The 21,540-nt window shown below is 29.3% G+C and carries 15 protein-coding genes; 14 read left to right on the forward strand and 1 reads right to left on the reverse strand.

The annotated features are described in order from the left end of the window. Positions 1-61 precede the first annotated feature (61 nt). The 13 genes from ACLR9T_RS06290 to ACLR9T_RS06350 all read left to right on the forward strand — a co-directional run bounded on the left by ACLR9T_RS06290 (position 62) and on the right by ACLR9T_RS06350 (position 19,287). Positions 62-9,247, forward strand: coding sequence for a prepilin-type N-terminal cleavage/methylation domain-containing protein (locus tag ACLR9T_RS06290; protein ID WP_413108684.1), 9,186 nt, complete (start codon positions 62-64; stop codon positions 9,245-9,247). Further along, a complete protein-coding gene (locus tag ACLR9T_RS06295; RefSeq protein WP_413108685.1) occupies positions 9,234-9,809 on the forward strand; it encodes a hypothetical protein in 576 nt (191 codons plus the stop codon). The genes ACLR9T_RS06290 and ACLR9T_RS06295 overlap by 14 nt, the downstream gene beginning before the upstream one ends. Further along, the gene (locus tag ACLR9T_RS06300; RefSeq protein WP_413108686.1) at positions 9,806-10,114 is read left to right on the forward strand and encodes a type II secretion system protein J; all 309 of its coding nucleotides are present in this window, start codon (positions 9,806-9,808) and stop codon (positions 10,112-10,114) included. The genes ACLR9T_RS06295 and ACLR9T_RS06300 overlap by 4 nt, the downstream gene beginning before the upstream one ends. Further along, positions 10,101-11,210, forward strand: coding sequence for a PilW family protein (locus ACLR9T_RS06305; RefSeq protein WP_413108687.1), 1,110 nt, complete (start codon positions 10,101-10,103; stop codon positions 11,208-11,210). Before ACLR9T_RS06300 ends, ACLR9T_RS06305 begins: the two co-directional genes overlap by 14 nt. 1 nt (position 11,211) lies before the next feature. Continuing rightward, entirely contained in the window at positions 11,212-11,619 is a 408-nt protein-coding gene (locus tag ACLR9T_RS06310; RefSeq protein ID WP_413108688.1) for a hypothetical protein, read from the forward strand. Positions 11,620-11,855: 236 nt separating this feature from the next. Next, the gene (locus ACLR9T_RS06315; RefSeq protein WP_413108689.1) at positions 11,856-12,320 is read left to right on the forward strand and encodes a prepilin-type N-terminal cleavage/methylation domain-containing protein; all 465 of its coding nucleotides are present in this window, start codon (positions 11,856-11,858) and stop codon (positions 12,318-12,320) included. 113 nt (positions 12,321-12,433) lie between these two features. Beyond that, on the forward strand, positions 12,434-13,636 hold the full coding sequence (locus ACLR9T_RS06320; RefSeq protein WP_413108690.1) for a type II secretion system F family protein: 1,203 nt from the start codon (positions 12,434-12,436) through the stop codon (positions 13,634-13,636). 15 nt (positions 13,637-13,651) lie between these two features. Further along, on the forward strand, positions 13,652-14,545 hold the full coding sequence (locus ACLR9T_RS06325; RefSeq protein ID WP_413108691.1) for a hypothetical protein: 894 nt from the start codon (positions 13,652-13,654) through the stop codon (positions 14,543-14,545). 12 nt (positions 14,546-14,557) lie between these two features. Beyond that, positions 14,558-15,163 (forward strand): hypothetical protein, encoded by a 606-nt coding sequence (locus tag ACLR9T_RS06330; RefSeq protein ID WP_413108692.1) that lies wholly within the window; start codon positions 14,558-14,560, stop codon positions 15,161-15,163. Next, entirely contained in the window at positions 15,156-15,788 is a 633-nt protein-coding gene (locus tag ACLR9T_RS06335; protein ID WP_413108693.1) for a hypothetical protein, read from the forward strand. Before ACLR9T_RS06330 ends, ACLR9T_RS06335 begins: the two co-directional genes overlap by 8 nt. Before the next feature lie 5 nt (positions 15,789-15,793). After that, the gene (locus tag ACLR9T_RS06340) at positions 15,794-17,455 is read left to right on the forward strand and encodes a GspE/PulE family protein (RefSeq protein ID WP_413108694.1); all 1,662 of its coding nucleotides are present in this window, start codon (positions 15,794-15,796) and stop codon (positions 17,453-17,455) included. A 12-nt stretch (positions 17,456-17,467) separates the two neighbouring features. Beyond that, positions 17,468-18,523 (forward strand): type IV pilus twitching motility protein PilT, encoded by a 1,056-nt coding sequence (locus ACLR9T_RS06345; RefSeq protein WP_413108695.1) that lies wholly within the window; start codon positions 17,468-17,470, stop codon positions 18,521-18,523. Further along, complete coding sequence (locus ACLR9T_RS06350) at positions 18,523-19,287, forward strand: prepilin peptidase (RefSeq protein ID WP_413108696.1); 765 nt, start codon at positions 18,523-18,525, stop codon at positions 19,285-19,287. Before ACLR9T_RS06345 ends, ACLR9T_RS06350 begins: the two co-directional genes overlap by 1 nt. Before the next feature lie 70 nt (positions 19,288-19,357). On the opposite strand, the gene ACLR9T_RS06355 is transcribed toward ACLR9T_RS06350, so the two are convergent. Continuing rightward, positions 19,358-20,308 carry a magnesium transporter CorA family protein gene (locus ACLR9T_RS06355; RefSeq protein ID WP_413108697.1) on the reverse strand — a complete coding sequence of 317 codons (951 nt, stop codon included), beginning with the start codon at positions 20,306-20,308 and terminating at the stop codon, positions 19,358-19,360. Positions 20,309-20,606: 298 nt separating this feature from the next. On the opposite strand from ACLR9T_RS06355, the gene ACLR9T_RS06360 reads away from it, so the two are divergent. Beyond that, positions 20,607-21,539, forward strand: coding sequence for an AAA family ATPase (locus ACLR9T_RS06360; RefSeq protein ID WP_413108698.1), 933 nt, complete (start codon positions 20,607-20,609; stop codon positions 21,537-21,539). Position 21,540: the final 1 nt, after the last annotated feature.

The following is a 21,540-nucleotide window of genomic DNA, read 5'->3' on the forward strand; positions in this document are numbered from 1 at the left end:
AGTTATTATAATGCGGTTTTGTTAAAAAAAATGTATACTTAAGTGGAAAGCTGGTGATTTGATGAAATCTAATAAAAAAGGATTTACATTAGTTGAATTAGTTGTCGTCTTAATGATTTTAGCAATATTATTAGGTGCAGCAACTTTTGGCTTGTATTCATATACGCGTTATGCAAAGTTTAAAAATTATAATGAAGATGCACAAACAATTTATGTAGCAGCCCAAGAAGCATTAACGCATTATAAAGCAAGTGGACAACTCACTGATTACGCTGGCCAAGTAAAAACATACGCATTAAAAACATCTGATGCTAAAAATTATAACAAAATAAATCCTATGATAGATAATGAGTATAATGGGCGTTTATATACTATTTTTTATAATCCTGATTATATTAAAGATGAAAAAGGATATAATGAGCAGTCACATGATTTATTTGAACAGCTAATGGAAAGGTATTTATCAAATCATAATGCTATGGATGGCAATATTGCAATTGAATTTGATCCTAGTGATGGTGTTGTTTATTCAGTGAGCTATTCTTTACAAGCGGATTATCTTTATTATGGTGAAGATAAGACTGATGATAAAAGCGAGACCGTTGTTGATATAACAAATCGAAATATAAAAATTCGTAAACAAAGAATGTTTGGTTATTATGATGTCAATAATCTAACGGCTGCAGCACCTTTAGATGCTGAAAAACCAACTATAACTAATTTAGAATTAGTAAATGGGGAATCTTTATATTTAAAATGGTGCATGGATGATATATATAATGAAGTTGCTGAAAGTTTTGAGTATAATATAGAGATATATAACGGCGCTGAAAATTATACTAATAACAGTCAATCTTTAATGAAGTTTAAAATAAATTCTACTAATAATTTAATTCCTGATAAAGAATCTGATTTATCAGAAGTTAGCTGTGAAATAATAAAAGGAAATCTAACTGAAGAATATAAATTACGTTCTTATAAAACAATAGAAAATAATCGTACATATTTTTATGTTGTTTTAGATGCAATCGACTTATCTAGCTTAATTTATCAAGATTCTATAACAGGTAGTTATAAGACATATGCAATTAATAATGAAAACTTAGTTGATACTTATTCTTTTGAAAGATTTGGATTAAATGCAAAATCAATTTATGCCCGAGTTAGAGCATCTAGTAGTTCGTTTAAATCTAGTGTCTGGAAACAATCAAATATAGAAGATACATTATTTGATTCTCGTGAGACAGAACAAATAACACAAGAGCTTACGCTTAACGATATACAAACAACAACAGCTAATATTAGTAATAATCGTCATCTTTATAATATTCGTTTTATTGAAGATAAAGATATATCTCTAAGAAATCTAAGTGATAAATATATTTATAAACTAACTAATTCAATAAATTATAATAAAGCAGAGATTTATAAAACAGAAAGTATATTAAACATAGATGGTAGTAAAGATCGGCAGGTAGTGAAGTATTTATCAGAAGATTTACCATCATTCCCATCACTTGGTAAATTAAATATGGATAATCAATTTATTAATACAAGTGATTATCAAATATCAAATCTAAAGTTAGGTGATGATGAAAATGAAAATGGTGTAGGACTTTTTAAAGTAAATAATGGTATTATAGATGGTTTAGCTTTAAAAAATGTAAAAGTTAGTGGAAAAGAAGACGTTGGAGCAATTACTGCTTATAATTCTGGAACAATAAAAAACACTATTATTTCTGGAAAAGTTAATGGAATTAAAAATGTAGGAGGAATAGCTGGAACAGTTATTTCATCGACAGAAAGTGGAACTATTTTGATTGAAGATAGTGCTAATAATGCTGATATTGAAGGAAATGAAAATGTTGGTGGAATCATTGGGATAACTGATCAGGCAATTACTATTAATAAATGTAATAATACTGGAAGGATAATTGGAAGAACTGATCAGGGTAGTTCAAATAATCTTGGTGGAATAGCAGGTTATAATAGTTCTAAATGTATGATCAGTGAATCTACAAGTGCATCTAAATGGAAAGATAAAGATGCTTTAACAGCTGTTAGTACAGCCCAATATGTTGGTGGAATAGCGGGAATCAATAATGGTACAATTAAAGACTGTTCAACAGGTGTTTCTAATCAGTCTACTTATGTTGTTGGTGATAAGTTTGTAGGTGGGATTGTAGGAAAACAAGAGGATCAAGGTGTTTTAACAAACACATCGATTAGATCTAATAAGTGTATTGTCGTTGGTAATGAAAACGTTGGTGGTATTATTGGTGAAAATACTAAAGAAATTAGTAATTGGTATAATGAAGGAGTTATTATTTGTAAAGTTAGTAATGGTGGAGGAATAGCTGGGACTAATACTAATTTGATAAATAATTGTAAGGCGTTTGTTCGATATAATGCTCTAACAATCAAATATGAGGATATAAAAAAATATTCAACTGGTAATAACATAGGTGGTCTTGCTGGAATTAATCAAGGAATAATTGATTCTGATGTTGAACAAGAAAATATTGTTGTATCTGTTGGTCATGATAATGTTGGTGGAATTGTTGGAAGTAATCAGGGAATTATGAAAAACCAAAAGGTGACTGGTGGTTATATTTTTGGAAATAATAATGTGGGAGGCTCACTTGGTTATAATGCTTCTGGTGATACTTTAAAAGATCAGACGATTAAAGTAAATGTAAATCAGATTGAAGGAAATAATAATGTAGCTGGGGTTATTGGTTATAATCAAGTTAAGCTGGATAAATCAGTGGAGTTAAATGTTTCATTTAATACTGATAGTTTTGCCGGATATGTTTTGGGTAATGAAAATGTCGGTGGATTTATTGGTTTAAACGATGTTTATTGTAAAAAATTAACTATTGGTAATGATAGTATTTATAGCAATGATATGAACTATATCAAAGGAAATATATATGTTGGAGGTATCATTGGTAAAGATAGTAGTATTGATAGTGAACATAGTAATCATACTATGGTAGTAATAAAAAATATTGATAATAAAACAAGAATCATTTCGACTGGTTATGTTACAAAGTATGATTCTGATTTAAAAGAAAATATTAATTATTCATATACTGCAGGAATTATTGGTTACAACAGTGACTGTATGACAATTGATCATTGTTCTAATCAAAAACAGGTTACTGTCAATGATGCAGTACAATATTTAGGGGGATTAGTTGAGGTTAATGAAGGAGCGGTTGTTAATTGTACAACTTATTCACTTGGAAGTTATACGCGTAGTAATGTAGGTGGTTTAGTTGGGAAAAATGCTAGTAGTGCAAATATGGATAATTGTTCTTTATCTGGAATAATTACTGGTAAAGATAATGTAGGCGGTTTTGTAGTTGATAACTTTGGTACTATCACTAAATGTTATTCAAGTGAAAATGCAGCAGTAAATGCTAGTGGTAAGAATGTAGGTGGTTTAGTAGCCCGTAATTATTATGATATTAATGGAACTAATACATCGATTGCAGTAAATGGAAATGGTGTTAATGCTGGTGGAATCATTGGTTTAAATGCAGGTAGTATCAGTAATGTTAAAATGATATCATCACAAAGTGTTACTGGTAATGCTTTTGTTGGTGGTGTTATTGGAAAACATGTAGGTGGTAACCTAGATAATTTACATAATATTAATAATGTTACAGCTAAAATTGGTGATGCTGGTGGTATTGTGGGAACTATTGATGTGACAAAGAAAATCGAAGTTACTAGTTGTATCAATGATGGTAGTGTAGTTGCTATTATGAATGATGCTGGAGGGATCACTAGTGAGATAACAGATTCAGTAGTAATAAAAAATGCTATCAATAATGGTTCAATTAAAGCAACTTTAGCACATGCAGGGGGAATCGTTGCTAAGAATAATGGTATAATTAAAAACAGTCAGGTTAGTAATGGAGTTGAAATAACAGGACGTGGTTATGTAGGTGGCATTGCAACTGAAAATTATGGTGAAATCAGTGATTGTCGTATTGGTAAAGTGGATTTATCAGTTTATGGTGCAATGATTGTAAATGATGATAGTAATATTTATATTGGCGGTGTTAGTGCAATAAATAAAGAATCAGGTAAGATTATTAATACAACATCAGTTGGTGAACCCTTAATAATTGATGATAGTTATGAAAATTCTTATTTTGGTGGAGTTGCAGGCTTAAATGAAGGAACTATTTTTAGTAATCAAAATGATGTGATTAAGGCTGATATTGGTAATCCTGGTAGCAATTTTGATAGTTATTTTGGTGGTATAGCAGGAGTAAATAATAATAAGATCGAGGGTTATACTTTTACTGGTAAAATTATTGGAAATGGTGGAGCGGATTATGGCTATGGAGGAATAGCTGGAATCAATGATAATGTGATTAGGGACTGTAAGGTCGTAAATGCAAGTATTGAAACAAAAGGTGATGCTGCTAATCATGCTAATACAGGAGGAATAGCTGGTTACAATCAGAATACAGGTGTGATTACTAATTCAACAGTTGGAGCCGATACAATCATTAATGCAGATAGTTTTGGTTATATTGGCGGGATTATTGGTTTAAATGAAGGTAGTGTCAGTGATATTATTCATCAAAATAATGATGGGATTCAGGTTTTAGGTAATGTAATAATTAAGACATATCAAGGCAGTATTGGTGGAATCGTTGGTTATAATCAGAGTAATGGAAGTGTAAATAATTGTAGTACTTCTCAAGAGTGGCAAATTATTTGTACTGCAGCGGCAACTGATATGTCGGCTGGGGGGATAATTGGTTACAGTAGTTCTAGTGCAAACTCATATATTAATTTAGTTAATTATGCTAATGTTAATAAAATGGTTGGAAATTCACTTGCGGGTATTTTAGGGCGGTTAGAAAATAGTGCTTCAATCTGGACTCTTGATAATTGTCATAATTATGGAAATATTTTAGGTTCTTCAACAAATGATGGTGGTCGTATTGGAGGATTAATTGGCCAGATCAAATATCGTGGTGGAAATATAAGTAACTGTACTAATCAGGGTAATATTACCTGTAATGGTGTTGCAAGTATTAGTGGTACAGTTGGTTTTGTTTATGCTCTTGATCCTGGTGAGATATTAAATATTAATAATACAACTAATTTAGGTAAAATATCAGGAGGTACTGCTGCAGGAATTTTTGGTCAAATTCGTGCAAATGGTCTAACAAATGGTGAACTTAATATTTCTAATTGTGTAAATGCAGGAGTTATTGAAGGAGGTAATAAAGCTGGAATTATTGCGTTAACTAGTGAAAGTAATAGTGGTAAATATAATATTTCTAATTGTATAAATTATGATAAAATAGATGATAAAGGTGCGGGAATAGTTTATATATTGAATAATAAAGAACGTTTAAATTTATTATCAAATAATATTGATTCAGGGATTAGTTATTATCCAATTATTAATGAAAATGATAGTAAATTAACTTCAGGAAATTATTATTTTCTTAATGAATCTAAAAGTAGTATTTTATATGGCAATATTGATGTAGGTAAATCTAAAATACATCTTATAAATGGAAATAATGTTAATGGAGCTGAAATTAATACTTTATTTGATGGAGAGATAAAAGATAATGGTGATGAAGAGGATGGAAAATATTTTTCTGTTGATATGAATAGCAATGGTGGAATGAATAAAAATAATTATAAAACACCTTTAATTATCGATGTAGCTTTAAAAGATAAAACTGCTGATTTAAGTTCAGTTAATATTGATTGGTTTGGAGATACACAAACAGATCAAAGACAAGTATTTTATGAAATCAGTCTTTATCAAAGTGAAAGTGCTCGACCTGTTTATACATCAGAAGCTTTAATAAAAGATTATGGTGAAACAACCAGTGAAATCAAATTTGATGATAGTTATACTAATATAGATCATGTAGAAATTAAAATTACAGGAGGAGTTCGTAATACTAATTATCCAACAGGTACAGTTAGTGCTTCTAGATATGTGGCAATATATGAAATCAAATTAAATGGTCAAGCAAACAAAGAAACAATAGGGAGTGAAAATCCAACAGTTATTTCTAATGGAGCTGAAATATTAAAAGTAGAAAATGATGGAATGGCTTATATTGGGACAAACGAAGCAAGAAATATTAAAATTACTAATATGCCAATTAATCCTTTAGTATCTAGTGTTCCTGGTGATAAAGGGAAATTATCATTGGCTAGGTATAAGTATGATAATTTAAATCCTGCTATAACTAGTTATACTAGTGGTGATGAAAATGACTATAGTAAGTATCGCCCAAAAATTATTAAAGATGAAGATATTGGAGGAATCTATAAAGTAACTTGGGAATTTAAAGATAATAGTGGTAATAATGCTAATGCTGCAAGATATTTATTAGAAGTTAAAGACAGTATCGGTGCACTTGTTTATGAAGATACTATTTATGGTAGCATGGACGGCTATATTCCTGTAAATACTGGTTGGGGTAAAGTAAGTGTTACGGTCACAGCTTTGTCTAACCGTGCTAATTCATTGACTTCAAATGCATATAAAAATATTACAATGAAACCACCATTGAAAACACCTGACTTTAATTTTGTGGCAAAAAATAATGGCAATTTTGATGTTATCATTAATAATATTGATGATTATGAAATTGGTGATATTATTACAATAAAAAAAGGTAATAGTATTTTAAAAACAATTACCGTTGAAATTGATAGTTTAAATAATAAAAAAAGTAATTATGGTGAGATAGCAGGTTCTGAAAGTAATTTTGTAGTGTCAATTCAGGCAGAACCAGGAAATGCTAATAAAAATAAGTTTGGTAAATCAGTTACTTTTTCTGCTGAAACAAGAGCAGTGTCAGTTAAAGGGTTTAAACCAGATATCATTAATTTTAAAGGTTTTATGGGTGCTTCTGCTAATAGTCTGCGATATAAAATCAACTTTAAAACGGGAGTAGATATTCAGGCTTATTATCGTCAAGATCTGTTATTGCCAGATAACAATGTTGAAGGATTGCCAGTAGCAGTTTCTTCTTCAATATATCGGGTAAATAGATATGCAACTAGTATGACTACAGAATTAAGTTCAATTCCAGAAAATATTGCTAATCAAGATAAAGTTCGGATACAATCATATGTTTGGTCTTCACAAAATGATGTTTCATTATATTATCAATATATTTATCAAAATATTAGCAGTACAGAGTTAAAGAATTATATGGGGACTTTTACTACTGATGGTAAATTAAATGATGGTTATGTAATTGAAAGAAATGTAGATGGAACATATTCGGTATATTACAGTGAATCATTAAAAATTGGTATTGAAGAAATGAATGCAAGTAGTGATAGTAATAAAAAATACTTAGTAAAAGAAGTTGTTTTACCTAAATTTATGAGTAAACCAGTAGTTAATGATGTCACACCTGAATTAAAAGATAACAAGTATACATTTACATGGAAAGCAGATGGAGATTCTAGTGGTATAGATTATTATAATATTACGCTATATGGAGTTGATAAATCAGGTGGTGAAGTTGAACTAGTAAATGAAAATGTTAATGGCTTATCTTATACAACAGAAGATGCTAGTCAATGGAATTATAAGCAGCTAAGAGTTGTTGTTACTCATTTAGGAGCTGTTGATAGTAGTGGTATGACAGTTAAGTTATCAAGTAGTAGTGAAGCAATATTTAATTATAAGTTAAAGTTATCACAAGTTACTGCTCCGCTAGTATCAATTATTAGTGATAAACATTCATATACTTACAATGTATTATTTAATAAATTGATTGATACTGAAGAAATAGTGGCAGTAGATTATTATGAAGTACATGCACGAACTAAAGTGAATGGTAAAATATATGAGATTACTGAAAATACAATCTTAGATAATTGTAATATTGTTTTAGAGTTTGTCGATAAAGATGGTAATATCATTGAAGTACCAGAAGGTAATGAAATAGAGTTTTATGTTAATGCGATTGCTAAAAAGGATGATCAGGTATTTACTGATTCATTAACTGGTGATATTTCATCAATTACTTTACCGCATCGTATTGCTAAACCAAGTAGTGAAAATATTACGATTGATAAAGGTCCTTTAGGTATTGATGAAATGAATACTAATGGTATTATCATTACAAAGATTTCTAATACAACAGTAGATTTAGATGCCAATTATGAAATCAAATATATATTAGAAGGTTATAATAACCAGTATAGTGAACCTAAAACAATGGATGGTACAATAAGTAAGGGAACGATTAATTTAAAGAATTTAATTAATGGTGATCTAAGTGATTTTGCTGGTAGAAAAATTAAGTTCATGCTTAGGGCTGTTTCATCACAAGCGGTAAGTTCTAAGTGGTCTGATGAAATTACATTGACTTTACCAAAAGGGAAAATTGATTTTGTTGTTGAAGATCTAAATATTTCTGAAAGTAAAGAAGAATTGACTTTATCTGAAAATAACATTCCTTCAAGTATTAAATATGAATTAAATCAAAAGAGTATCATATTACCTGTTAATAAATATAGTAGTGGATATGATCTAGCAATCAATTATCAACAATTAGACACTTTAGAAGATAGATATCGTTTCTATCATAGTTTAAAAGTTGATGACCAAGAAGTTAAGAGAATAACATCTGACCATGTTAGAGTGATGGATAATGGAATAACGACAAATCCTGATGGTACACTCAATTATGACCGTTTTGTAGTAAATTATGATGTTTATGATTTACAAAGAGACGAAAATAATAATTTAGTTCTAGATAATGAAGGAAATTATATTGTTAATACTATCCCAACAAAATTAAATGAATATGAAACAAAGGTAGATGAATTAGGCAATATAACTACATATATCTATTCATTTGATTATATGGCAAAAACATATAAGGGAATAACCCCTAGTGGCAACACACAATCATTAACAGTGATACCAAAGTTATATATTAATCTAGATCTTGAAGGTAATGTATTATCATATCAATTTGTAATGTTAGATACAGTTGGACATAATGATACGATATTAAATATTTCTTCTGATAAAGCAATTACTGCTAATATTCGATTTACTGCTTTAGTTAGTGATAGTGAACACTATATAGAATCTCAGGTTTTAGAATATTATCGTGAGCAGTTTGAAAATACATTTATTGAAGGAACAAGAGTTTATGATCCTTCACAATCAATTAGAAGTTACTTGGAGAAAATGTTAAATGTTCCTAAATAAGATAAAAAAACAAAATATAGCACTAAAAAGTCAAGGTAGTGCGATCATTGCGGTACTTTGCGTACTAGCAATTCTCTTTGCACTTTGTGCTTCATTATTATTAGCTACTAATTTAATTGTCAATAACAATGCCCAATATAAAGATCGAATTCAATGCAAGTTAGCAGCGAATTCTTTCTCGGGCACAATTGAAGATAAATTAGGTGATGCTGCAAGTGATTTTACAAAGTATGTTAATAGTGAACTAAAAGAAGGAATTTGGGAATATTATAATCCTGATGAACCAGGTCATCAGTATCATTCAATTACTGATAAGATTTTTAATGTAGAAGTTGATGGTTTTAAGTATGTGATTACAATATTTCATTCAAGATCAGCAAATGATGATCCAATCAATACAGAATTAATAATTTCAATTAAAGCTATTTATAAAGAACAAAAGTATGTTGTAAATTCAATTTTTAATCGTACAGCTGCTAAAGATGCTACTGATGATACAAATTATTACTGGTATCTAGCATGGAATGAACCAGGAAAAAGTGAAGGAGATGATAATAAATGAAAAATAAGCATAGAGGAATGACGCTTGTTAGTGTTATCGTTGCTTTTGCTTTGTTGTTATTAGGTATTTCATTATTTTATTCTTCGATTCAATTGTCCAATAAGATAGCCTCTACCCAAAAAGAACGCATAGAAGATACTGAAAAGTTAATCAATCAATATTATTTAAAAGAAAATGGGGCTCAAGTTACTGATGAAACTTTACAATTAAAAGACATAAATGGTAATACAGCAGTAGAAATCAAAGTCAAAAAATATAAAATAACTAATGAAGCTGGAGACCTGTACTATTATGGAAATGAATAAAAAGGGGTTTACATTAGTAGAACTAATCGTATCATTTGCAATATTAATGATACTTTTAGGAGGGGTTGTAGCTTTATTACCAGCTTTTTTTAATCAATATAATCATGTTCAAAATACAGCTAGAACCCAAAGTATTGGTACAACATTATTAGAGTTGTTAGAAGGACAATTAGGTTATGCTACTTCAACAATTAATATTGTTACTACTAAAAGTGATGATTATGATATTATTGAATTTGATGATAAAGATGGTAATGAAGTAAAACTATCTGTTTTAACAGATAGTTTTAAAGAATATTTAAATAATAGTGAGAACTATATAATTGATAAAGGTAATAATAAATTAGATAAAGACTTATTCATTTTTCATTATACTGAAACTAAGTCAGTTGAAAATGCGGACAAAACCCTTCGTGATGCGGTTAACTGGGGTTATAATACTGATTTTTATATGAATAATATTGTTAAAGAATTTCATGTTCAACCAGCAGGCAATGAATATCGTAGAAATGTATTACGAGTAAGTTTTACATTAATAAATTCTCGTAATGGAATGGAAAATAAATTTACTAGATTAATCGAATGTTCAAACTTTAAAAATACTTATAATAATGGAATAACTGTTGATAATGATGATATTAATAGTGATAAAAATGGTTGTGGTACAGTTACATTGACTGATAGTAAGGGCAGTAAACATATTTTTACAGCAACTCTTGATTGGGAAGAAGAAAAGAAGAAGATTGAAAATAATCTAGGAAATACTGTACAAGGTGGAATTTTGTGTGATGGCGATGACTTATATTTAATTTATAAGTGGTCAGACTATATTCCTAAAGATGAATTAGATATGACTGTAAAACAATTAGTGGCTAAATATCCTCAGATGTTTTTAAGATTAGAGACAACATCTAAAATTTGGATTGCTGAAGATCGTATTAAAATGTACAGTGATTATATCTGGCCTGTAAAACCTAAAATAGGAGAACTGTGTTATTTTAAAGGCACATATTATGTTGCGGCAAGTCAATATATTGGTCAATACTCAATGCCTCCAGATCAATGGATTGAACTGTATAAAAATGGGGGAAACTAATATGAAAAGTAGACAAATATTAATAAGGATATTAGATTTCTTCATTATTGCTTTAATTACAACAATTATTGTAGCAATTGTTTTACCAGCTTATCGTGAAATCAAAGATAAATATAATGCAAGAACAGTACTAGAAGAGAGTAAGTTGATTAAGTTGTCTTGTTATACTCATAGTTTAGAAAGTTATGCTAATGGAGAAACGATTTTTGATGATGGACAAGAATCTAATATTGATAAAAATGTATATCAAGATATTGTGGAGTTTGTTGATACTGATGCAAAGTTTTATGTATTAAAAGTTAATGGTGATGGTTTTAGTATAGATAAGATGGTATTTGTTTTTGATGATTTTGTGGTAACTTTTAATAAAGATAAGTGGAAAGTAGATAAGATTGAAAATATTTTGTAATTTAATTCATTGAATAAAAGTATCTTAATTAATCACAAATATTTATTAAAATTGATAAAAAATTTGCTTTCAATATAAAAAACATCACAACTTTATCACGTTTTATTCAAAACTTCTATTTTAACTGAAAAAACTTATTTATTTTCATTATAATTGCCGAAATTCGTTTGAAATATTAGAAAAAAGACTTATAATGGGGGTTAGATACTTACTTATGATTAGAGGAGGAGAATATGATGAAAAAGTATTTATTAACAAAGTTACATGAAACACGTAATAAGAAAAAGAAGGGATTTACATTAGTTGAATTAATTGTAGTATTAGTTATCTTAGCTATCTTAGCTGCTTTATTAATTCCTGCATTAACTGGTTATATTGATAACGCTAATGAAAAGAAAGTTACTGCTGAAGCAAGAACTGCTTTAATGGCAGTACAAACAGTTGTAAGCGATACATATGGTACAGAAGGTTCAACTACTGCTTTAGTTGGTGATGATGATATAGCAACTGCTGATATTATGGTTAAAAATGAACAATTTAAAAAATTAGCTGAAGGATATACTGAAATTAAAGAATTGAAGATTGAAGAAAACAAAGTTACTAAAATGATATATAGTAGTGATAGCTATACTGCTACATATACTGTAAAAGATGGTAAGGGTACTTGGGCTGTTGAGTCTGGTGAATGGAAAGCTAATTAAACTATAAAAATTAAATCTTAAATTAAGGAGAGGCAACTCTCCTTAATTGATTATTATGGATGATTTGAGCTAGGCGATAGTTGAAATGATTCATAATGAAAGGGGTATGCAAGATGGATATCTATCGTTATAGAGCCAAGGGGTTTGATGGCAAAGTTGTAAAGGGGACAATGAAGGTCAATGATAGTGATGAATTGTATAAGTTGTTAAAAGAAGATAATTTATTTCTTTTAGATTGTCAGTTACTTGAAAAGAAGATAAATACTAAGAAGTTAAAAACTAAGGCAGTTAGTGCCTTTTGTCGTCAGTTAGGAACATTGTTACAATCTGGAATTACGATTGTTCGAGCTTTTACAATTATGGCTGAGCGTGAAGATATTAAGCCTTTTGAAAAGAAAATATATCTTGATGTAATTGTTTTATTGAAACAGGGTGTTTCTTTATCGGAAGCAATGGAGGAGCAGGGAAGAGCTTTTCCTGAGTTATTGATTAATATGTTTAAGAGTGCGGAAATGAGTGGGACGTTGGATAAAACAGCTAATCGTATGGCTACTCATTATGAAAAAGAAGTTTATTTAAATGGTAAAATAAAAAGTGCAATGATGTACCCAATTGTTTTAGGGTGTGTTGCATTGGTAGGAATGTTATTTATTGTAGGTTATGTTATTCCTCAGTTTGAGGTATTGTTTGCAAGGATGGAGAGTCTGCCATTGTTTACAATGATTATTATGGCAATTAGTAACTTTATTAGTAATTACTGGTATATTTTAATTGCAGGAATAGTGTTGTTGATAGCGATGATTAGATATTTATTAAGTCTTGATAAAATAAGATATAAGTATGATCGTTTTAAGATTAAGTTACCTTATGTTGGTAATTTATTAAAAACTATTTATACAGCACGTTTTGCAAGAACCTTAAGTTCATTGTATACAAGTGGTTTACCAATTGTTTCTTCACTAGATGTTGGTAAAAAGACAATTAGTAATAAATATATTGAAAGTCAATTTGATGATGTTCAAAGATCTTTAAAAGCAGGTGAATCATTATCACAGGCATTAAGAAAAGTTGATGGTTTTCAGGTGAAATTGATTTCATCAATTGAAGTTGGAGAAGAAGCTGGTAATCTAGATACTATGTTAATCTCAATCAGTGATGCTTTGGATTATGAAGCTGAGATGGCAATTACTAAATTAGTTAGTATTTTAGAACCGTTAATGATTGTACTTATGGGGGTAGTTGTTGCTATAATAGTAATTGGAGTTATCTTACCAATTTATAATTCATATGCAACGATTGAACAGGGAGGATATTAGATTAAGGAGGTAAATATGAAAGCATCTATTTATATGTCAAATAGATATGTCTCTATTATAATAGGTGACAGTCTTAAAAAAATTAACTCAATTTATCGAACAGTATTACCTGAAGGATGTATGATTAATGGGGTGATTACTAATAGTGAAAGAGTTGTTCAGTATTTAAAGGAATATTTTACAATTAAAAATATTTCTTTGGATGATGTTTCTTTAGTTATTGATAGTACACAGATAATTACTAAAGTATTAGATTTACCTCTATTAAAGGAAAAAGAATTACTTAATGTAATTAAGAAAGAATTGAATGAATTAACAGATGTTAATTCATTAGTATATGATTATTTGATTTTAAGACAAGATAAAAAACAAGTTAAATATTTAGTTTGTGGTATTGAAGAAAGTATTATAGAAAGTTATATTGAATTATTTAATGGTTTAGATATTGAAATAAATAGATTGAATATTGCTTTGGCATCAGTAATTAAAATGATTGATCAAATTAATTTAATGAAAGAAAAAACGGCGGTAGTGATTGCTATTGATGGAGATAGTATCATGTCGGTTCTTTATGAAAATGGAGACTATATTTTTAGTAGTCATACACGTTTATATTCACAACATGGAAGTGCTGCTTTAGCTGGTGATATTTCAAGAAATATTGCGGGATTACAACAATTTTTAGCTTCAGAAAAATCAGAATATAAAATTAGTGAAGTATATCTAGCGGGGTTTATAAAAGAAGATTTTGATATTTGTAAAGTTTCTATTGATATCCCATCTATTGAATTATATGATTTAGATAATAAGTATTATAGTTTACCATCTTCAATATCTTATGAAGACGAAGTAATGGATAATCTAAATCCTAAATTTGGAGACTTTATTTTTCCATTAGGAAATTATTAAAGAGGTGGATATATGGGCAAATCCAATAAACAACATGAAATTAATTTATTAGCTGGATATAATCGAAAAAAGGGAAAAGAAAAAGATAAATTTGCAATATTAAAAGAATATCGTTTGTTAGTTATTACTCTAACAATAATGATTATTTTAAGTAGTGTTAGTGTAATTTATATGTTTGTACAAAAACATGCTGTTGATTCATTAAATCAACAAATTAATGAACCAGTGTTTGTTAAAAACTATAATGAGGCAGTAAAACTTGAAGCTAAAGCAAATAAATTGTTAAGTCGCTGCAATGAATTAGATAATTTAGTTGCTGTTTTAGCTACATATCCTAAAGCATCATCAAAAGTAAATGATAAATTAGTTGAACTATCAACTAGTGTAATTAGTATTGATATAACTGCTTATAATTCAAGTACAGGAATTTTAAACTTTATAGCAACAAGTAAAGATAATATGCAAATCAATTATTTTATTCAAAGACTAAGTGATTCAAAATTGTTTTCTAATGTAACATATTCGGGATACAGTTTTAAAAATGAAGAGGCTACATACTCTATCCATGTACAATGTTATTTAGCATCTGATGCCGGAAGAGGTGATCAGGATGAATAGATTTAATATAGAATTGAAGATTACAGAACGGGATAAAAAAATTATCAAGTATTTTGGTTTGTTTTTGATTGTAGTGGGATTTGGTTATTTAGTAATTAAACCATGTCTTGATAATGCGGTTGAGTACAGTGATAAAAAAAGTGAACTTGAATTTGAGTTAGCAGAGATGGAAAATATGGTTGATAATAAAGTCGTTTTTCAAACACAGGTTGAAAATTATACTAAATTGTTAGAAACAAAAGCTGCAGACTTCTATGATCGTATGACAAATCAAGAAATTGATAATATGATTACTACTTTATTTCAAGAATATGGTTTAGATGCAAAGGATTTAACTATATCGGTTGATGAGAAAAAAGCAGTTGTGGCAAATTATGTTCAATCAGAAAAAAATAAGGATTCTAAAACCCCAGTTGCTCAAGAGTTTTCTAATATCTATGTTTCTGATATTTCTGTTAAATCTAATGGGAGTAAAGAAAATTTTAGAAGATTACTTGACTATATTTATAATGAAATGCCTGGAGTATTAATTGAAAATTATTCAATTGTCAGTGAGACATCTTCAAAGAATAATACTACTTCTTTAAATTTATCGATTAATATTTTTATGGTCGCAAAGAGGTGAGTAGTGTGAAGAATTTGCGTATAGGAGAGGTATTAAAAGAACAGGGATATATTGATGATGAACAATTAAAACAAGCATTAACATATCAAAAAGAACATCATGAAAAAAGATTAGGGGCTATTTTGATTGAACTTGGTTTTGTTGGTGAAAAAGAAATGTTAAATGCGTTAGCTAGTCGACTTAGTTTACAAGTTGTTGATATGTCAAATTTAGTTATAACTGTAGAGGCAGTAAAAATTATTCCTCAGGCATTGGCTGAAAAATACAATGTTATTGCGGTAAAAGATGAAGGAAATACTTTAACAGTAGTTACTAATGATCCTTTAAATTATTATGCTTTAGAAGATATTAGAAGTTTATCAGGAAAAAATGTTCAGGTTCAAATTTGTGAAGAGAGTCAAATAAAAAAGGCAATCGAGTATTATTATTCTGAAGTAAGTACTCATAAAGCTGTAGAAAATGCTAATGAGCAGCATGAAGAAATTGAAGAAATCGTAATTGATGATGCAGGGGACGATGCGCCAATCATTCAATTATTAAGTAGTTTAATTAAACGTGCTTATAATGCTCGAGCTAGTGATATTCATATTGAACCATTTGAACATAAGGCTTATGTTAGAATGAGAATAGATGGGGTAATGAATGATTTTGTTACCTTGAATAAATCAGTTATTTTGCCTTTAGTTGCTAGAATCAAAATTATTTCTAATCTTGATATTGCTGAAAAAAGAATTCCTCAAGATGGTCATTTTAAAACAAAAATTGAAGATGATACTGTAAATGTCCGGGTTTCTTTAGTACCTACAGTTTTTGGTGAAAAATGTGTAATGCGTATTTTAGCTAACAATGTTAAAATTGATAATTCTAGTAAATATGGAATGCAGGAAGATGATTTTTTAAAAGTTAAAAAAATGACCCAGTCTCCCCATGGAATTATTTATCTGACTGGACCAACGGGTTCTGGGAAAACTACCACTTTATATATGATTCTAGAATCATTAGCTAAAAAAAGTATTAATATTTCTACAATTGAAGATCCTGTTGAAAAAAATTTACCTAGAATCAATCAGATCCAGGTAAATAATGTTGCAGGTTTAACTTTTGAATCAGGATTAAGAGCATTGTTGCGTCAAGATCCAGATATTGTTATGGTAGGAGAAACACGTGATAATGAAACTGCTGCTATATCAGTTCGTGCAGCAATTACTGGCCATTTAGTATTCTCGACTTTACATACCAATAGTGCGGCTGATTCAATTGTTCGTTTAGGTGATATGGGAGTAGAGAAGTACCTTCTAGCTAGTTCTTTAACAGGTATTATATCACAGCGATTAATGCGTAAACTTTGTCCTCATTGTAGTTATGAAGATGTCCCAACAATGGTTGAAAGACAACAGCTGCCAGAACGAATTAAAAAGATTAGAAGGGCTAAGGGATGTAGTCACTGTAATAATATGGGCTATTCTGGTCGAATAGCGATTCATGAGGTATTATATATTGACTCTAAGGTTCGTAAAATGATTACAGATGGGACACCAGTTGAAGAAATTGAACAATATGCAATTAAGTATCAAGGTATGCGTTTAATTAAGGATTCAGCTATTTCTTTGGTTGAACAGGGAATTACATCAGTTGAAGAATTGATGAAAGTTACATTTTATGATTAGGAGGATAATTATTTGAATATAGATGAAATAGTTTTAGAGGCTAGAAGACAAAATGCCTCTGATATTCATATGAGTCAAGGAGAGCCGGTTGTTTTTAGGATTCATGGACATTTAACAATAACTGATTTTATTTTTGATTATAATGAACTTAAAAGTATGTTGTGGACTCTTCTTAGTGAAAAACAAATCCAGGATTTTGAAGCTGGAAACGACTTGGATTTTGCTTTTACAAGTAGTGATGACAATCGTCAAAGAGTTAATATTTTTAAACAGTTAGGAAATGTTTCAGCAACGATACGTTTATTAAATAATCATATTCCTACAATTGAAGAACTTGGACTACCGTCAGTTCTTAACCAATTAACAAAGGAAAAAAGAGGATTGATCTTGGTTACTGGACCAACAGGTAGTGGGAAATCAACTACCCTAGCAGCAATGATCAACGAAATTAATCAAACAAGAGCAGAACATATTCTCACAGTAGAAGATCCAATTGAATATGTTTATCCTAAAAATAAATCGATTATTCATCAACGTGAAGTTGGTCAAGATGTTAAATCATTTGCTAGTGCACTTAGATCATCATTACGTGAAGATCCAGATATTATTTTAGTTGGAGAAATGCGCGATTTTGAAACAATTTCGGCAGCATTAACAGCAGCAGAAACAGGACACTTAGTCTTATCAACCTTACATACAACTGGGGCTGCTCAAACGATTGACCGGATCATTGATGCTTGTCCTGGAGAGTCTCAACAACAAATTAGAACTCAGTTAACTGGAATTTTAAAAGGAGTCATAACCCAATGTTTAGTTCCAACGATCAATCAAAAAAGAATTGTTGCTACTGAAGTCTTAATTGGAACTGATGCAGTATTAAATTTGATTCGTGAAAACAAATGTCATCAAATAACAGCAACTTTGCAGGCAGGAAAGCAGCAAGGAATGCATACATTAAATATGGATCTTACAAGACTAGTTAATCAAGGATATATTACTAAAGAAGTGGCATTGCAGTATTCTAATGATCGTAAAGACTTAATTACATTTATAGGGGGAGTCTACTAATGGATTCTCTTTATCTTTTTATTTATATTTATTTGTTTATTATTGGTAGTTGTGTAGCTAGTTTTGCTAATGTTGCAATTTATCGTATTCCTAAAGGAATATCAATTGCTAAAGGAAGAAGTTATTGTGAGAGTTGTCATAATAATCTTCGGTGGTATGATTTAATGCCAGTAATTAGTTATATTTTATTAAGAGGTAAATGTCGTTATTGTCAAAAGCATATTTCTTTTAAACATTTTTTATTTGAATGTTTTGGGGGATTATTATTTATGTTAAGCTTTTATCGTTTTGGTTTAACAGTTGAAACAGTACTTATATTTTTTATAATTATGGTATTAGTTGTAATTGCGATTATTGATTATCAAACAATGGATATATATTTATCAACTATTTTAACGCTACTTATCCTAGTTATTATATATCAGGTATTTATTCAAATGGATTTAATAACATTATTAATTGGAGGATTATGTATTAGTATACCAATGTTTATTCTTAATATGTTTTTACCTTCTAGTTTCGGCTTTGGTGATATTGAACTTATGTTTGTTTCAGGATTACTTTTAGGTTGGCAAAATAATCTATTAGCAGCATTTATTGGAATTATTATAGGTGGGGTATATGCTGGTTATTTACTGCTAAGTCATAAAGTTGAGGCTAAAGGACATATTGCATTTGGACCATTTTTGATAATTGGGATCATAACGTCTTTGTTTTATGGAACAGAAATAATAACTTGGTATTTATCATTATTTATTTATTAAAAGATGGGGTTAAATACCTCATCTTTTAATAAATTAGAATAAAAAATAAGAATCAAATAGTGATTCTTATTTAGTGAAACATATCTTTTTTTATAAAAATTATCGTCGCAATAATGCAAGCAATAACAGCTACTAGAGTTGGAAACCACCAATGTGCAATTGGTAGACCTGTTACATTCATCCCGTAAAAACTAAATATAATATTAGGGATAGCCATTACGATAGTAATTACTGTTAATACTTTCATAACAATATTTAAATTATTAGAAATAACTGAGGCAAAAGCATCCATTGTTCCTGAAAGAATATTTGAATAAATATTACACATTTCAATAGCCTGATGTATTTCTATTAATACATCTTCTAATAAATCCTGATCTTCATCATACAGTTTTATTACTTTACCACGCATAATTTTATTTAAAGTAATTTCATCGGTTTTTAATGAAGTAGAAAAATAAACTAATGATTTTTCTAAACCTAACATTTGAATCAATTCTTTGTTTTGCATTGATTTATGTAAACTTTGTTCTGTGCGTGATGAAATTCGGTCTATTTGACGTAAGTAAATTAAATAGCGTTGCGAAATTCTAAGAAGTAAAAGTAATAAAAATCTAGTTTTTAGATTAGTATTGATTCCTTTAACTCGACCTTGGGTCATATCATCAATATTTAAATTTTCATATAAAGAAATCGTTACAACATAACCTTTCATAATAATGATCCCTAGTGGTAAAGTAGTATATTGAAGCATATTTTTATCATATCCTTGAGCATTTTCTTCTTCTGCACTAGGATAATCTACAATTACAAGTCTTTGATTATAATCCTCATCATAATCAATGTGTGAACTTTCTTCAGCATCTAAAGATGAATTTACAAATTCTGGTAAGATACCTAATTTTTCAATTAAAAAGTTTTTTTCTTCTTCGTTTGGAGCAACTACATTGATCCAGCTTCCTAATTCTGGTTCATCAATTTTTTTTGTTATTGATCCATAAGTTTTATAAAATTCTAACATTCTAGCCTCCATCCCAGGAGACTAGTTTATTATGTCTCCTGTATTTTTATTATTTAACTGTTTAAGATAAACCTGCTCGGGCTCAGGGGACATAGTAACACCTTCTTTCAACCACAGATTATACCACAGAATAAAGAAGTTTTCTAAAAAATAGTATAATTTTTGGTAAATAATTTAAATATATTAAATTTGATAACTAAAAAAGAAGAATTTTAATATATTTTAAAATTTATTACACAGAATCTCCACTGCTTTGTGATAAAATAAAAATATCAACAGTTAGTAAGGAGAAAAGTTTATGAATGATAAATTAGATTTTCTAATAAATGAAGTAAAAAAAGCAGTGTTGGGGAAGGATGAAGTAATTAAACGAACTGTTATTGCTATTCTTGCTGAAGGTCATATTTTATTTGAAGATATTCCTGGAGTAGGTAAAACAAATTTAGCGGTAGCATTTACAAAAGCATTATCTTTAAATTATCAGCGAGTACAATTAACATCGGATATTTTACCTAGTGATTTATTAGGATATTCGGTATATGATTTTGATAGCAAAAAAATGAGTTTTAAAAAAGGCCCACTTTTTACTAATATTTTTTTAGCTGATGAAATAAACCGTACATCGAGTAAAACGCAGTCAGCATTATTGCAGGTAATGGAAGAAGGGATTATTAGCGTTGATGGAAATACTTATCCTACTAGTAAACCGTTTATAGTAATAGCTACCCAAAATCCATTTGGTAGTGCTGGAACCCAGATGTTACCAGATTCACAATTAGATCGATTTATGATGCGTCTATCATTAGGGTATCCAGATGAAATTAGTGAAATTGAGATCGTAAATCGTAAAAAAAATGGAAACCCTTTAGATAATATTGAGCCTGTTATAACACCAGAAGAATTGATTTTGATGCAAAAAGAAATAAAAAATATTCATGTTGATGATAGTTTAGTTCGTTATATCGTTCAAGTAGTTCAACAAACGCGAACACATGAAAAAATTGAACAAGGAGCATCACCTCGTGCTTCAATCGCATTAATTAAAGCTGCTCAGGCAACTGCTTATTTATATGGGCGTGACTATGTTATCATTGAGGATATAAATGAAAATCTGTATGAAGTACTCAATCACCGAATCTTTTTAATTCCGAGTGTTAAAAAAAATCGCAAAAGTTTTCAAATCATAATGGAAGAAATTATGATGCGAATTACGCCTGTTACATATAAATAGT

Source organism: Thomasclavelia sp., assembly GCF_047249845.1.
Classification (GTDB): Bacteria; Bacillota_I; Bacilli_A; order Erysipelotrichales; family Coprobacillaceae; genus Thomasclavelia.

Bases quoted from the DNA above. Each gene is read 5' to 3' on its own strand.
- ACLR9T_RS06310 (WP_413108688.1), top strand. From the start codon at position 11,212: ATGAAAAGTAGACAAATATTAATAAGGATATTAGATTTCTTCATTATT.
- ACLR9T_RS06295 (WP_413108685.1), top strand. From the start codon at position 9,234: ATGTTCCTAAATAAGATAAAAAAACAAAATATAGCACTAAAAAGTCAA.
- ACLR9T_RS06290 (WP_413108684.1), top strand. From the start codon at position 62: ATGAAATCTAATAAAAAAGGATTTACATTAGTTGAATTAGTTGTCGTC.
- ACLR9T_RS06320 (WP_413108690.1), top strand. From the start codon at position 12,434: ATGGATATCTATCGTTATAGAGCCAAGGGGTTTGATGGCAAAGTTGTA.
- ACLR9T_RS06315 (WP_413108689.1), top strand. From the start codon at position 11,856: ATGAAAAAGTATTTATTAACAAAGTTACATGAAACACGTAATAAGAAA.
- ACLR9T_RS06330 (WP_413108692.1), top strand. From the start codon at position 14,558: ATGGGCAAATCCAATAAACAACATGAAATTAATTTATTAGCTGGATAT.
- ACLR9T_RS06350 (WP_413108696.1), top strand. From the start codon at position 18,523: ATGGATTCTCTTTATCTTTTTATTTATATTTATTTGTTTATTATTGGT.
- ACLR9T_RS06335 (WP_413108693.1), top strand. From the start codon at position 15,156: ATGAATAGATTTAATATAGAATTGAAGATTACAGAACGGGATAAAAAA.
- ACLR9T_RS06300 (WP_413108686.1), top strand. From the start codon at position 9,806: ATGAAAAATAAGCATAGAGGAATGACGCTTGTTAGTGTTATCGTTGCT.
- ACLR9T_RS06355 (WP_413108697.1), bottom strand. From the start codon at position 20,308: ATGTTAGAATTTTATAAAACTTATGGATCAATAACAAAAAAAATTGAT.
- ACLR9T_RS06325 (WP_413108691.1), top strand. From the start codon at position 13,652: ATGAAAGCATCTATTTATATGTCAAATAGATATGTCTCTATTATAATA.
- ACLR9T_RS06360 (WP_413108698.1), top strand. From the start codon at position 20,607: ATGAATGATAAATTAGATTTTCTAATAAATGAAGTAAAAAAAGCAGTG.
- ACLR9T_RS06305 (WP_413108687.1), top strand. From the start codon at position 10,101: ATGGAAATGAATAAAAAGGGGTTTACATTAGTAGAACTAATCGTATCA.